The organism is Neglectibacter timonensis (assembly GCF_900048895.1).
GTDB classification, from domain to species: domain Bacteria; phylum Bacillota; class Clostridia; order Oscillospirales; family Acutalibacteraceae; genus Acutalibacter; species Acutalibacter timonensis.
The window spans coordinates 1144100-1158592 of sequence record NZ_LT160640.1 but is presented as its reverse complement, the minus strand read 5'-3'; the positions used below and the strand labels follow the sequence as shown (position 1 = coordinate 1158592).

The window sequence follows — 14493 nt, the reverse complement described above, 5'->3', positions numbered from 1 at the left end:
AATTTTAACAATGGGAACCATTGGAGTTGTTCCGGCAAAGAGCGGGGGAGGTTAAGGCGTCTCCTCCTTACGTTCGTCTTTGGGGGAGATCCCCATCATTTTGCGGTACACCTGGGAAAAGTACGAGTAATTGTCGTACCCCAGTTTCGAGGCGATTACATTCACCGGCAGCTGCGTGGTTCGCAGCAGCGTCCGGGCAGATTCCATTTTCCGGCTGATAATATATTCCTTCAAGGGAAGCCCCGTCTCGTTTTTGAACATACGGGAGAGATAGTCCGGGTTTAAGAAAAAGTGGGTGGCAATGTCGGCAATGCTTAGGGGTTGGTTCATGTGGTCTTCCACATATTTGCTCACCTGTTCCACCACGCGTTTGGCATGGCCCACTGGCATGTCTGTGGAGGGAAAGCATTTTACCAAAGCTTTGATGGCGGTTTTCACCTCTTGCAGGGATTGGGCTTTCGCCCCTTCTTCCAGCAGGCTTACGATTTCGTGGGGATTTAAGTTGAGGGAGCGTGCGGCGTTGAGCACCGCCTGCTGAAACTGAATCCAAAAGCTGTGCAATACTTCTTGATTAACGGCTTCGCGCTTGGCGATAAGGTCTAAATATCCGCAGACCTCGTCGCTTGCAGACTGTCCCTGGCCTTCTGAGAGAAGGGATTCCCACCGGCGAAGCTGCATGATATCTAGGAATTTGTCTACATGTACCCTGTCCAGGCGCCTGGTAGGACAGAAAATTCCGCTTTCCAACAGGACATTGTTGCGCTTGGTGTCCTGCAACAGAGAAGAGAGGCCCTCTGTTTTGTTGAGCGGAGTGACCGGGGTGGTATAAAAGGCGAAGTCGCAGTTCAAATGGTTGATGATGGCCCCATACACATCGTTTAAGGGGGCCAGCACTTCTCCGGGATGCTGAAAGCGCCCGCCCGGAGCGTAGATAAACCAGCCCAGGGAGGCATGGTCGATGGAAAAGCTCAAAGCGCCGTATTGCGGCGGCGCGTAGAATTCCGTCATCATGTTGTTCAGGGCATAGACCCAGTCGTGAGTGGACCAGATTTCAGCGTGCCAGCGCAAAAGGTGGCCCCAGATAAAGAAGCACTCATTGTCCTCGAAAAGTTCTTGCCCCAGCTGGCGCAGGACGGACTGCAGCGTGGGGATTGCCAAGGGTTTTCCGTTGATCCAGTCGCTGAACAGGTTTTGAAACAGCCCGGCAGCGTGATTTTTTGCCACGGCGCCAAATTGTTCCAACTGCTTTTCTATGCCGCTGGTCTTGGCCCGGGCGATAGCCTTGGAAACGGTAGCCTGGATCTCGTCGTAGCGGGCAGGCTGCAAAATATAATCAAAACAGTTTAGCTGTATGGCTTCCTTGGCGTAGAGGAAATCTGCATGCGAGGTCAAAAAAACACAGATGAAATCCATTCCTCGGTTTCTGGCCCACCGAAGGAGGGAAAGCCCGTTCTCACCGGGCATCTCAATGTCGCACAGCACGATATCCACCGGTTCCTGCTCCAAAATCTCTTTGGCCTGAGAGGCGTTGTCGGCCGTTTTAATTGAGGTGATTCCCAAATTGTCCCAGTCCAGGCCGGAGATCAGGCCGCTTAAAATGCTGATTTGGTCGTCTACCAAAAGCACGGTCACTTTTATTCGCCTCCCGTCGTTTTGTTTTTCAAGGGCAGGAACAGCTCTACGCTTGCCCTGTCGGATAAATTCATAAAGCACAGCGCCGCTTCCTCTTGGTACAACAGGCGCAGCCGCCGGCGCACATTGGCAATGCCGATGTGCTCGCTGTCATTTTTTCCTGTACCCGGAGCATTTAACAGCTTCAGCTGTTCCTCGCTGAAGCCGCCGCCGTTGTCGGTGATGGTGATGTTTAAATATCCTCTGTCATCGCTTTGCAGCGCGGTGCACTGGATGATGATTTCCAGGGGAGAATCGATGCGCTTCGAATGCTTGATGGAATTTTCCACAAAAGTTAAAATGCTCAGAGGAGGGACAAGCGCTTTCGAAGCTACGGTGTCCACATCAACCTGCAGTCTGGGCGGCAGCTTGGTGCCTACCTGCTGCAGACGGATGTAGCTTCCCACCGAGTTTAATTCCACCTCTAACGGGATCAGCTGAGAGCCGTCTTTAAAAATATTGCGGAAATAGGCGGAAAGGTCCAGGCTTAGCTCCTGTATGGGGGAAAACTGCTTTTCCCCTGCCAGAGAATAGATCTTGCTCAGGCAGTTTAAGAAGAAGTGAGGCCTGATTTGCAATTGCAGGCACTGCATTTGCGTGCGTTGTATTTCCAATTCCTGCTCGTATGAGTTGATTTTCTGTTGAGAAATGGTGTCCAGCATGGCGTTGACGGTTTTGAAAATCTCGCGGACTTCCAGAATATCGGAATTCTCCGGCATGCGCACGTCGGTATGCCCCTCTTGAATGGCCTGCATGGCGCCGGTCATTTTGGTCAGGGGATCCAACAGCAGACGGCGCAGCACCAGCCAGCACATGGGAATTGCAAAAAGGAGGCACGCCGTCAGGCAAAGCAGAGCCATTTGTATGGGAGTAAGTATTTGGAAAAACGGCTCTGCCGGAATGGCATGGTACACCCGGCCCTCGATGGAAGTGAGGGGAAGGGAGAGCAGCTGGTATTCCCTGTTGTCTTCGTTAGAAAAGGCGATCCCCTGTGCTTGGGCAAAGACTTCCTCTGAAAAGGGCTGAGGCTGGTAGGGCACGTTTTGGGGCGTGGTATAAAATATCCGCTCTTCCGGGGAGAGGCCGGGATAGCTCTGCCTTGCCGGGTCGATGAGAGCGGCAAACACCGTTCCCCGCCGCACATAAAGGTAGAAAAGTACCCGCCTGTCTCCCAGGGTCACTTCTTGCCATCGGCTGGGCCGGTCTCCCATCTCCGCGGAGGATTTTACCGTTTCCCTCAGGACGGCCAAGTCAGCCTGCAGATAGTGGCCGCTGTAAATGAGCCGGTTATAATCGAACTGCTGCGAGTAAATAAAAAAGGCGCTTAACATTTCCTGGGTCTGCAAAAACGCCTTGCACTGATTGCCGATAACCTGAGACGTCAGGTAAACTTCCGTTTTGTTTTTGGCAAAAACCACCGCTTCAAAATCGGTTTGGTCAGAGGTGATGGTTGCCGTAAAATTCTCTGCCTGATGAATGGCCTCATCAAATGCGCTTTGATAAATGGAGAGCGTATTCTCACGGGCGGTCTGCATGATGCCGAGCTGCTGCTTTACCGCATACCAGTCAAACAGTACCACCGCCAAAAACAATGGCAGTACGATGATGGATAAAGAGAGCAGGGCAAGACGTCGGATGGACCACACCGTCCTTGGGTTTTCAACATTTTTCACGGCTAAGACCCCTTGTTGTGATATACCGAAAATGGCTCTGTGCGAAGCTTCAAAAGGAATTAAATGGAAAAAGCCGTTATAAGGGCACTATATCATAACGCGGGGGGCAAAAGATAGTCGATGTAGGAAAGTTGACACAATAAAGTCGGATTATTAACATTTATTATCGTCATTATCACTAAAAAACCGAACTATTAACATTTTTTACTCGAATTATTGATAGAAATTTTTTCCACAAAGATATTATAATACGAATAGTGCATCTTGCACAAAAGAAGATATGAGAGGAGAAATTTCTTATGAAGCAAACCATGAAACGGCTGAGCGCGCTGCTGCTCGTTGCCGCCCTGCTGGCGCTCACATTGGGAGCCTGCGGTGGAAACGACAAACCGGCCAGTTCCGGTACAAACTCCGGAGGGAACTCCAGCACCCCCGTCTCAAATACCGGGGATGATAACAACAGTGAAAGCAAGGGCAATGACGGGGAAATCGTCACCCTGAAGGTGTGGGGCTTCACCAACGCCGCTCCCAACGCCGACCAGATCAACGCTGTCGCAGAAGCGGCCAGCGAGATTACCCGCAAAGAGCTTGGCGTGGAAATCGAAATGACGCGTAACTTCGACCCTGAAAAAATGAACCTGGCCATGGCTTCCGGCGAAGCATGGGACCTTTTCAACATCCACAGCTTCCCCGGCGGCATCCAGGCTTTGGTAACCAACGGTTATGCTTCGCCTTTGGACGACCTGCTGGCTGAGTACGGCCAGGGCATCCTGGAGCGGCAGCCTGAGGCAGTCCGCGCCGGTTCCACCATCGACGGCGTGCTGTACGCCATTCCCAACAACGCAGACAGCGCCCGTGCAGCCGGATTTGCAATGAACAAGGCCGTTCTGGACGAACTGGGCATTGACCCTGCAGGCATCAAGACCTGGGACGATGTGCACGACGTACTGGTCAAGGTGAAGGAAGGCCGTTCCGACTTGTACCCCCTGGTACCCTCCTGGTCCAACGGCGGTATGCAGGAAGTCATTCCCTACCATAACTTTGGTGCAGGCGGTGCCGTTTTGGAGGATGTATTTACCGACAGCACTGAAGTGGTGAACCTGTATGCAACAGACGCTTACAGAGAGTTCTGCGAGCGGATGTATCAGTGGAATAAGGAAGGCCTTATCATGCCCGACTCCACCACCACCACCGACAATATGCTGATGCAGACAGTCGGTTTTGCAGATTATGAGAACATCAAGCCCGGCAAGGAAATTGAGATTAAGAAGGCTTGGGGTATCGATGCCGTTTTGGTTGAGCTGACTCCTCCTTACATGCAGAACGCCGGCGGCGGCTGGTGCATTCCCGAGTCCAGCCAGCACAAAGAGCTTGCCATGCAGCTCTGGAACCTGATGTGGACCAATGAAGAGCTTTCCAACATCCTGATCAACGGTGTGGAAGGCACGCACTGGGAGTGGAAGGATGAGAACAAAGATATCATCGTCGCTCCCGAAGGCATCGACACGACTGGTTCCTCCGGTTATGAATCCCTTGACTGGGCATGGCCGAACTGCCGCATCACCGCGGTTTGGGACGGCGGCGACCCCGAACAGTGGGATAAGCTGCAGGAATTCTGCGACAATGCCCGCATCAGCCCTGCCAACGGCTTTGTTTTCAATACAACCTCCGTTATGAACGAGGTCACTGCCTGCAACAACGTGGTCACCAAGTACAATGTAGGCCTGCGCTGGGGCGAACTGAATCCAGACGAGACCATTCCCACTTTCATTGCAGAGCTGGAAGCCTCCGGTATCAATACCATTATCGAAGAATGCCAGACTCAGCTTGACGCCTACCTTGCGTCGAAATAACTGACCTTTCAGAGGAAGCGGGCCGAGGGGTTCCCACGGCCCGCTTCCTTCTAGGTAAGCGCTGATTCACTTCGATGCACAGCCCGCGGGACTGGATTTGAGGCAGGGATGCCCAAGAGCTGTCCGCTGGATGTGCATCGAGCCGTCAGGCGTAAGTGATTCAGCGGTTTAACTACTTTACGAGGAGGAATCGCCAAATGGCCAAAAAAATCAAAAAAGTCGCCCGGTTCTGGCCTTTGTACCTGATGCTGCTCCCCGGCACGATTTACCTGATCATCAACAACTATATCCCAATGACGGGTATCGTGGTGGCGTTCAAGCAGTATAATTTGCGGGACGGCTTGTATTTCAGCCCCAATATCGGGCTCAAGAATTTTGAGTTCCTGTTTCGGACCAACGACGCATGGCTTATCACCCGCAATACCATTTTGTATAACCTGGTGTTCATCGTGCTTGGCGCTGTGTTGGCGATTACCGTTGCAATTATTCTAAATGAAATCCGCATCAAAGCCGCAAAGCAGGCTTATCAGACGGTTATTTTGATTCCCCACCTGATCTCCATGGTGGTGGTAAGCTATTTGGCTTTTGCATTTTTGAGCGACGGCAACGGCTTCCTAAACAAAACTGTTCTGCCCATGTTTGGCATAGATCCCATCAGCTGGTATAACGCGCCCCAGTACTGGCCCTTTATCCTGGTTCTTATCAACATTTGGAAAGGCATTGGCTATAGCTGTATTTTGTATTATGCAACCATCTGCGGCATCGACCACAGTCTGTACGAGGCGGCTGTGGTGGATGGCGCCAACCGCTGGCAGCAGGTGTGGAACATTACCCTGCCCTGCCTGAAATCCACCATCATCATTTTAACTTTGATGAACCTTGGAAACATTTTCCGCAGCGATTTTGGCCTGTTCTACCAAGTACCCATGAATTCCGGCCCCCTGCAAAATGTGACCAGCACCATTGATACCTATGTATACCGCGGCCTGATGCAGACCAATAACATTGGGATGTCCTCCGCCGCCGGAGTCTATCAGTCCGTCGTTGGCTTTATCCTTGTGATTTCCGCAAACCTGGTTGTCCGCAAAGTGGATGAATCCAGCGCATTATTTTAAGGGGAGGGAGAAAAATGGTAGAAAAAAAACATGGATTCCAAATTTTCGCCCATGTGATTATGATTTTCATTGCCTTCTGCAGTGTAGCTCCCTTCATCCTGCTGCTGTCCTCATCCTTTACGGACGACGCGGCGCTGTCCGTGTACGGGTATTCCTTTTTTCCGCCCAAGTTCAGTACGGACGCGTACGATTACCTGTTCACAAGTTCTTCGGCCATCTTTAACGCTTACGGCATTTCCGCCATCGTCACGGTCTGCGGAACCATCTGCAACCTGACCCTGACGACCCTGTATGCCTATCCGCTTTCCAGAAAAGATTTGCCCGGCCGGTATTTCTTCGCGTTCTTCCTGTTTTTTACCATGCTGTTCAGCGGCGGCTTGGTGCCCTCCTACATCATGTGGACCCAGACCTTCCATATCCGCAACACTCTCTTTGCCCTGCTGATTCCCAACCTGTTGATGAGCGCCTTCAACGTCATTATGATGCGCACCTATTTTACCTCCAATATTCCCGATGCCGTAATCGAGGCGGCGAGAATTGACGGCGCCGGTGAGTTCCGCATTCTGGTAGGCATTGTGCTGCCCATGGCCACCCCCATCCTGGCAACCCTTTGCCTGCTGGTCGGTTTGGCCTACTGGAACGACTGGCAGAACGGATTGTACTATTTGACGGACAACAAGCTGTTCAGCATCCAGGTACTGCTGCAGAATATCCAGCGAAGTCTGGATGCGCTGAAGCAAAGCGCTCAGGCGGGCGGCAGCGTGAATGTCAGTACTGCAGACCTGCCTTCCAACTCCGTACGTATGGCGATTACCGTCATGGGCGTACTGCCGATTATGATCATCTATCCTTTCCTGCAGCGCTTTTTCGTCAAGGGCATTGCCATCGGCGCTGTAAAAGGGTAAGGCCAGAAAGCGTTTTTCCTCCAGATGACGGGCGGCGGTGCGTTTCGGCGTAATGCCGCCCCTCTCTGATTCCTTACTGCCAAACTTATCTTTTAAGGAGGAGTTCTTATGCAAATCCCCACCCTTGAGATTACCGGGAAGAAAGCAACCCTGCTTTCAGACGGAAAGCCCTTCCTGATGCTTGCCGGTGAAGCTCACAATTCCAGCGGTTCCAGCTTAACGTATATGAAAGAAAGCGTGTGGCCGTATCTGCGCCCCTTAAACCTGAACACTCTTGTGGTCACCGTCACCTGGGAACTGTTGGAGCCCGTCCCCGGTGAGTTTGATTTTTCCCTGCCTGACGGCCTCATTCAGCAGGCCGAGGAAGAGGGCGTGAAACTGGTGTTCCTGTGGTTCGGCCTGTGGAAAAACGGCATGAGCACCTATGTGCCCGACTGGGTCAAGCAAGACCGCGGCACTTATTTCTTTATGAGAGACCGCTGGGGCAAGCCGGTGAATGCTGTTTCTCCCCTGTGCCAGGCCGGCGTAGAGCGTGATGCGGCCGCGTTCACGGCGCTGATGTCACATTTGAAGGAATTTGATGTGAACCGCACGGTGCTGATGGTGCAGGTGGAAAATGAAATGGGGCTTCTGGGCGATTGCCGCGACTTCAGCCCTGCGGCAGAAAAGGCTTATGCTGAGGCGGTGCCCACGGACGCGGCGGATTTCTGCGGGGTAAATGGAACCTGGGACGAAGCCTTTGGAGAGGAAGCGCCCGAGCTTTTTATGACCTATCACTACGCCAAAGCCACCCAGCAGATTGCCGCTGCGGGCAAGGCGGTTTATCCCATTCCGCTTTACGTCAACGCCTGGTTGGAGCAGCATCCCTGGACGCCGGGAACTTACCCCGCCGGCGGCCCCATTGCCCGCCATATGGACTGGTGGAAACAGTTCGCCCCCGCCGTCGACTTCCAGTCCCCTGACATTTACCTGCCCGACTTTGAGGCAGTGTGCCGGGAATATACAGCCATGGGCAACCCCCTGTTCATTCCGGAGGCGCGCCCCTCTCAGGATTCAGCCTCCAACGTGTTCTCAGCTGTGGGTAAATTCGGCGCTCTGGGTTTCTCCCCCTTTGCCATCGAGACTGTGGGGAAAGAAGGCCCGTCTCCGGACAAATCGCTTCTGGGCGGCCTCAACATCATGGCAGAGGCGTTTAACCACTATCGCTCCGGGGAGTATCTGGGGCTGAGCTACCGGCTTTTAGGCGGCATGACGGAGCTTCTCTGCAAATACCGCTGCACCTCCCATATGATGGGATTCACCCGCGGGATAGATGAAGTGGGCGGCCTGGTTAAATTCAGCAAGTATGATTTTCGTATCGATTATATGCCCAATTCCGTGGAATCTCCCAAGGGAGGCGGGCTGATTATCGAACTGTCAGACGACGAATTCCTGTTCTGCGGGCTGAACTACCATGTGACGCCCCTGCCCAAGAACAACGACCCCAGCCACGTGGAGTATGTCTCCATCACCGAGGGCCGCTATGAAAACAATGTGTGGATTCCCGAACGCCAGCTGAACGGAGACGAGTTCCGCATTATGTTCCGCGAAAAGCCGTCCGTTCTGCGCTGCCGTTTTCTGCGCTGCCGGTAACGGCCCGCATAAAAAATTGCTCCAGTAGGAATCAGCCGGGGCCGCCCTGTTTTGGCGCAGTCCCGGCCTGATTTTATCCAAGCTGAAAAGGGATTGCTGATACTGGGAAAAGCGCATCGGCTTCCTGTACTGTCTGGATTTGTCCCACAAGCTGAACCGCGCCATGTACGCAACTTTTTGGAGGTGATTCTGTGAAATACTTTTGCAACCCGTTAAATGTTCCCTACCACTATCAATTTTTGACGGACCGCCGCTCGGCGGACAATGCCAAATTGGTAAATCGTGAAGCTGCCGATCCATCCCTGGTGCTTTTTCAGGGGAAATATTATCTTTTTGCTTCCATGAACGGCTCTGTCTGGGTGTCGGAAGACCTGGCCCATTGGGAAAGTCGTCTGCTGCCTTCCAACCTGCCCATTTACGACTACGCCCCCGACGTCCGGGCAATTGGTGAATGGCTGTATTTTTCCGCTTCTAAGCGGGGGGAGATCTGCAATTTTTACCGTACCAAGGACCCCGTCAACGGCCCTTATGAGGAAATCCCCGGGACTTTTGATTTTTGGGATCCTGATTTGTTCCTGGATGACGATGGCCGCCTGTATTTCTACTGGGGCTGTTCCAATGTTACCCCCATTTGGGGTGTTGAACTGGACAGGGAAACCATGAAGCCCAAGACTGAACGAGTCGAGCTGCTTTTTGGAGACCCCTTCCATAAGGGGTATGAGCGGTTTGGCGAAGACAATTCTGAGCAGCCGAAAACAGAGGATGAGGTTGAAAAACTTCTTACAGACTATTTGAAAGAAAAGAGGATGACCCTGGAGGAAGTGCCCGACCAGTACCGGGCCACAATGCGCGGAATGTTTTCGGGGATGCCCTTTATTGAGGGCGCCTGGATGACCAAACACAATGGCCGTTACTATCTGCAGTATGCCTGTCCCGGCACGGAGTTTAACATATACGCCGACGGGGTTTATGTTTCAGACCGTCCCCTGGGGCCCTTCACGCCCGCCTTGAACAATCCTTTCTCGTTGAAGCCCGGCGGCTTTATGCGCGGGGCGGGCCATGGTTCGACCTTGCAGGACAGGGATGGGGCATGGTGGCATACGGCGACCATGCAGATCAGTATGAATCACAGCTTCGAACGCCGTGTCGGCCTGTGGAGCGCCGGGTTCGACAAGGATGGGGAGCTGTTCTGCAACCAGCGCTACGGCGATTGGCCCATGAATGTGGAGGGTCTGGCGGCTGATCCCTGGAAGGATCCGGAGTGGTATCTGCTCAGTTACGGCAAAAAGACGGCGGCGTCCTCCTGCGCCCCTGGCAGGGAATCCTCCTGTGCTGTAGACGAGAACGCCCAGACCTGGTGGAAAGCCGGGAGCGCCGGGGAAGGCCAGTGGCTCTCTCTGGATTTGGGAGAGGTCATGGACGTCCGGGCTATCCAGATCAACTTTGCGGATGACACGGAAAACGGCATTGCCTGGCCGGAACAGGCCCAAAACAGCGGGGAGCGCTATATCGATTTGACGCTGCAGGCCACCCGCTGGCTGCTGGAGGCTTCCGTGGACGGCGAAGCCTGGACAGTGGTGGAGGATAAACGCAATGCGGAAACTGATTTAAGCCACGATTTGGTGGTGCGTGAGAACGGCCTGAAAATCCGCCGTCTCCGCCTGACAATATTCCAGGTGCCCTACGGCGCAGCGCCCTGCGTTTCCGGACTGCGCGTCTTTGGCAGGGGCAGCGGGGAGAAACCTCAGGCCCCCAAGGCCGCTGCCAAACGAGTCGGTCCCATGAATTTCACTGTTTCTATTCCCCAAACGCCCGGCGCCGCCGGATTCAACGTACTGTGGGGACATCGGGCGGATAAGCTCTACCACAGCTATCTGCTGATGGGCAGCAGCGTATCGGAAAAGAACATCGGCGCCCTGGTGGAGGACCAGGAATATTACTTCCGAGTGGATTCCTTTAATGAAAACGGCATTACGGAGGGCATGGTAGAAAAGCTCTCGTAATGCGTCTCTCGCTAGAAAAGGGGGGCGGCTGTAAATTCGCTTTACAGCCGCTCCTTCACATTGGAAGCAAGGAAGAAGTAAAAATATCTCTGAAAAGAGGTGCAGGATGGTTGTTGAAAGGGAAAAAGATCAGAAATCCCGCTGCTTTTTGGGCGCAAAGGCCAACGGCTTGTCGGGTCCGCCGCTATGGGAAGTTCGTAAAGGCTTTGGCCAGCCGGAGGCTGTAAAACCGGGTTGGAGGAAAATGTCTTCCGCGGCAGGGGAAAGCCCGTGAACTGGAAGGCGCTTTGTGAAAAGGGGTTGCCTGTGCCAACTGTTCCCCGACGCGGGAGTGTCACCACGGTAGTGCATTCATGTCATCACGGCGGTGCCAATTTGTCACCACCGTGGTGACAAATTGGCACCCGAACTAGAAGAACTTAACAAGACCCAAAGGAACAAGAACTGTTCTATCCTTCCTTCTGTGTCCGGAAGAGGAGAGAAACCGGTAAGAGAGGGAGGAAGGAAAGCTTTTTCTTCAGCGGGTTAAGATGTGATGGAATGTTACACTGGGTCTGTGGTATAGTAGAGTCAGGAATCCGGGAGGGTAGGACGCCTCAAAACCGCAGCGGCGTACTTGGCCCGGAGCAATGGAACGGTAGGAAAAGCATTGTGAAAATCGGGCTGGAAAGCAATCTCATCCGCGCACTGCTGAAAAATGTGTATTTCATAACGGGCACCGCCTACGCTGGGAAATCCACGATGGTGCGTCTGCTGGCGGAAAAGTATGACGGCATCTGCTGTGGGGAAAATTACCATGACGCGCTGATGGGTCTCATCGACAGGGAGCACCAGCCGAATCTCTCCTATTTTGAGACCATGTCGGGCTGGCAGGAGTTTATCGGCAGAACGCCGGAGGAATATGACGCCTGGATTACAGGATGCTCGGAGGAGGCCGCCGGGCTGGAGCTTCTTCAGTTGATCCGTCTTTCCGCCGGTGAGAAGAAGATTTTTGCGGATACCAATATCCCCCTTTCTGTCCTCAGGGAGATTGGGGATTATCACCGCGTAGCGGTGCTTCTCAGCCCCCAGAGCATGTCGGTGGAACGCTTTTTTGACCGGGAGGATGCGGAAAAGCAGTTTCTTTACCGGCAGATTCAGCAGGCGCCGGACCCTGTTCAGGCCATGGAAAACTACAAAAACTGCTTGGCGGAAATTAACAGTCCAGCGCATTACCGGGAATATGAGGAGAGCGGCTTTTATACCTGCCTGCGCAGGGAGGACAGTACAATCCCTGAGGTTTTGGAAAAGCTGGAGCGGCATTTCCAGCTGCGGCAAGCGGGATGACCGGGGAATTCAGAGGCGGGGGTAACCGCCGGGCGTCCCCTGCACGGGGAAACCGGACATTCTTTTGAGACTGAAGGAGGCTGTGTTTCCCGAATTGCCGGAAATCCGGGGAAAGTTTTTATAATGGAAAAATTCTTGTTTTTTAAGCCTGAATTTGTGATTCATTGGCGGGAAAAGATAAAATATCGAAAAATAAGGTGGACTTTTCTGCAGATTATGCTACAATAAATTTTAGAAAGATTCGCCGGAAAAGGAGAGTGGCGGCTTATGAAAAAGATTATTTGTCTGGTGATGGTAGTATGCCTGGCCGGCCTTTGCGGCTGTGGAGATAAGAACAAAGATCCCGATCAGCAGGGCAGCTCTTCTGCTGCAGCCCCCACCGTGTCCCCATCTGCGTCCCCTGTGCCTCAGAAGGTGAAGGTGGTCACGGTGAAGGATGTGGACGACGGGCTGAACGTGCGTTCAGCAGCCTCAACGGACAGCGATGTTCTGGGGCTGGCGGAAAACGGCGATACCTTTCTGCTGTTGGTGGGAGAGGCGAAAGACGGTTGGTACCAGATTCAATATGAAGGAAAAACGGCCTACGTCTCTGAAGACTATGTGACGGTGAAAGAGGTTTCAGTGGAGGAAGCCGCTAAGCTCAGGGGGGAAGGCGGTTCTTCTGAAAGCTCCTCTGAAGGGAGTTCCTCAGAAGAAAGCTCCGACGCTCCGGATTCCAAGGCTCCGGAGAGCAGCGCGACCACAGCTCCCGGCGTCTCCCGGGATTCCGAGGACGGAGAGGCCTGAGCTTCCCAAGGGAATGCGCTCTGTGCGGGAAAAGGTACGCCGTCCGGATTGAGAATAGGAAAATCGGCGGCCGGAGCGGTGCATGCGTTTCCGGCTGTTTCTCTGCCCCTGCACAGGGAAATCAAGGCCCGGAGAGAACCGGGCAGGAAAGGAACGGGTACGTGAATGAATATTCTTGTCATCGGCGGGGGCCTTTTGGGCCGCAGAGTCGCCGAGATGCTGGACGCCGCCGGACATGACGTGGCGGTGATCGATGAAAGTGAAGACAATATTGCGCAGCTTGGCGCGGATTTCGGCGGGGTGACCTCCGTGGGGTTTCCCATGGATTTAAAGAACCTGCGCAGCGCAGGGATAGAGAGCTGCGATGCGGTGGCCGTCACCACCTCCGACGACAATCTGAACATTACGGTGGGGCAGATCGCCAAAAACTATTTCCAGGTCCCCAAGGTGGTGGCCAGGATTTCTGATCCTTACCGGGAAAATATTTTCGAGAGCTTTGGGCTTCAAACCGTATGTCCCACCAATATGGCTGGGGAAAAGCTGATATCTGCCCTTACAAGCCCCATCCAGAGCCAGCAGGTCACCTTTGACACCACCACTGTGGCGTTGGAAGTGAGGCCGGTGGAAAAGAAGTTTTTCGGCAGGGAAGCGGCGGAAGCGCTGCTCCGGCCAGGCGATGGCCTGTTCGGCGTCATCAAGGCGGAGGGTCAGTTTGTGCTGAAGACCCCGGACCGGGAAATTCTGCTTTCCCCGGGGGATTCCATCGTCAGCAGCAGAAAGATAGATTGAAAGGACAACGCATATGAATATGGTCATCATGGGCGGGGGAAAGGTAGGCTGGAACCTGGCCCGCATTATGCTGGAGCGCAAGCACTTTGTCAACCTGATCGAAACCGACAGGATTCGCTGCCGGCGGCTGGCGGACGATCTGGATGCCACCGTAATCCGCGGGGATGGGACAAATGTAAGCGTGTTGGAGGCCGCAGGCACAGAGAACTGTGATGTGTTTATGGCGGTTACAGGCCATGACCAGGACAATCTGGTGGCTGCGCAGCTGGCAAAGGAGCATTTCCATGCGAAAAAGGTGATTGCCAGGGCCAATGATCCACGGAATATCGAAACCTTCCGGGTGTTGGGCATCAGCAACACGGTGAGCAGCACCGATATCATCAGCAAGCTGATTGAGCAGGAGGCGGATCTGGCGCATATGCACCTCATTGCCACCCTGAATATGGGGAAGGCGGGCATCTGCTCAATGGTGCTGCCTCAGGACACCCTCCTGGACGGTGTGGCGGTGAAGGATGTTGTGTTTCCAGGCGGCACGCTGCTGATTTCCCTGATCCGCAACGGCACTCTTACCATCCCCAACGGCACTACCGTGCTCCGCCGGGGCGACGAGCTGGTGGCCGTCAGCGAAGAGAGAAGCCAGAAGGCGCTGATGAAGGTGCTTACGGCATTAAAAAAATAAAAAAACAGTAACTATTCCTATTTACAAATGGAAAAACTTGTGCTATACTAAGGCCACAAGG

11 protein-coding genes are annotated in these 14493 nt (G+C 53.6%); 9 read left to right on the top strand and 2 right to left on the bottom strand.

The window, feature by feature from the left end; genetic code table 11:
* Nucleotides 1–51 precede the first annotated feature (51 nt).
* Both BN3911_RS17280 and BN3911_RS14460 read right to left on the bottom strand, forming a co-directional pair.
* Nucleotides 52–1632 carry a response regulator transcription factor gene (locus tag BN3911_RS17280; RefSeq protein WP_066866852.1) on the bottom strand — a complete coding sequence of 527 codons (1581 nt, stop codon included), beginning with the start codon at nt 1630–1632 and terminating at the stop codon, nt 52–54.
* Between the two features lie 2 nt (nt 1633–1634).
* Complete coding sequence (locus BN3911_RS14460) at nt 1635–3344, bottom strand: sensor histidine kinase (protein ID WP_066866850.1); 1710 nt, start codon at nt 3342–3344, stop codon at nt 1635–1637.
* Between the two features lie 299 nt (nt 3345–3643).
* Here BN3911_RS14460 and BN3911_RS14455 point away from each other — a divergent pair, with 299 nt between their 5' ends.
* The 9 genes from BN3911_RS14455 to BN3911_RS14415 all read left to right on the top strand — a co-directional run bounded on the left by BN3911_RS14455 (nt 3644) and on the right by BN3911_RS14415 (nt 14432).
* Nucleotides 3644–5197: an ABC transporter substrate-binding protein gene (locus tag BN3911_RS14455; protein ID WP_066866847.1), complete on the top strand. Its 1554-nt coding sequence runs from the start codon at nt 3644–3646 to the stop codon at nt 5195–5197.
* A 197-nt stretch (nt 5198–5394) separates the two neighbouring features.
* Nucleotides 5395–6312, top strand: coding sequence for an ABC transporter permease (locus tag BN3911_RS14450; protein ID WP_066866845.1), 918 nt, complete (start codon nt 5395–5397; stop codon nt 6310–6312).
* Nucleotides 6313–6326: 14 nt separating this feature from the next.
* Complete coding sequence (locus tag BN3911_RS14445; protein WP_066866842.1) at nt 6327–7217, top strand: carbohydrate ABC transporter permease; 891 nt, start codon at nt 6327–6329, stop codon at nt 7215–7217.
* A gap of 108 nt (nt 7218–7325) precedes the next feature.
* Entirely contained in the window at nt 7326–8849 is a 1524-nt protein-coding gene (locus BN3911_RS14440; protein ID WP_066866840.1) for a DUF5597 domain-containing protein, read from the top strand.
* 191 nt (nt 8850–9040) lie between these two features.
* Entirely contained in the window at nt 9041–10852 is a 1812-nt protein-coding gene (locus BN3911_RS14435) for a family 43 glycosylhydrolase (protein WP_066866839.1), read from the top strand.
* 540 nt (nt 10853–11392) lie between these two features.
* Nucleotides 11393–12178 carry a hypothetical protein gene (locus BN3911_RS14430; RefSeq protein WP_187127761.1) on the top strand — a complete coding sequence of 262 codons (786 nt, stop codon included), beginning with the start codon at nt 11393–11395 and terminating at the stop codon, nt 12176–12178.
* Between the two features lie 267 nt (nt 12179–12445).
* Nucleotides 12446–12964: an SH3 domain-containing protein gene (locus tag BN3911_RS14425; RefSeq protein ID WP_066866837.1), complete on the top strand. Its 519-nt coding sequence runs from the start codon at nt 12446–12448 to the stop codon at nt 12962–12964.
* Nucleotides 12965–13129: 165 nt separating this feature from the next.
* Complete coding sequence (locus BN3911_RS14420; protein WP_066866835.1) at nt 13130–13753, top strand: potassium channel family protein; 624 nt, start codon at nt 13130–13132, stop codon at nt 13751–13753.
* 13 nt (nt 13754–13766) lie between these two features.
* Nucleotides 13767–14432 (top strand): potassium channel family protein, encoded by a 666-nt coding sequence (locus BN3911_RS14415; protein WP_066866833.1) that lies wholly within the window; start codon nt 13767–13769, stop codon nt 14430–14432.
* Nucleotides 14433–14493: the final 61 nt, after the last annotated feature.

Excerpts from the sequence above, each read along its gene's own strand:
- BN3911_RS14440 (WP_066866840.1), top strand. The coding sequence starts at position 7,326 with ATGCAAATCCCCACCCTTGAGATTACCGGGAAGAAAGCAACCCTGCTT.
- BN3911_RS14425 (WP_066866837.1), top strand. The coding sequence starts at position 12,446 with ATGAAAAAGATTATTTGTCTGGTGATGGTAGTATGCCTGGCCGGCCTT.
- BN3911_RS14420 (WP_066866835.1), top strand. The coding sequence starts at position 13,130 with ATGAATATTCTTGTCATCGGCGGGGGCCTTTTGGGCCGCAGAGTCGCC.
- BN3911_RS14445 (WP_066866842.1), top strand. The coding sequence starts at position 6,327 with ATGGTAGAAAAAAAACATGGATTCCAAATTTTCGCCCATGTGATTATG.
- BN3911_RS14450 (WP_066866845.1), top strand. The coding sequence starts at position 5,395 with ATGGCCAAAAAAATCAAAAAAGTCGCCCGGTTCTGGCCTTTGTACCTG.
- BN3911_RS14430 (WP_187127761.1), top strand. The coding sequence starts at position 11,393 with ATGTTACACTGGGTCTGTGGTATAGTAGAGTCAGGAATCCGGGAGGGT.
- BN3911_RS14455 (WP_066866847.1), top strand. The coding sequence starts at position 3,644 with ATGAAGCAAACCATGAAACGGCTGAGCGCGCTGCTGCTCGTTGCCGCC.
- BN3911_RS14415 (WP_066866833.1), top strand. The coding sequence starts at position 13,767 with ATGAATATGGTCATCATGGGCGGGGGAAAGGTAGGCTGGAACCTGGCC.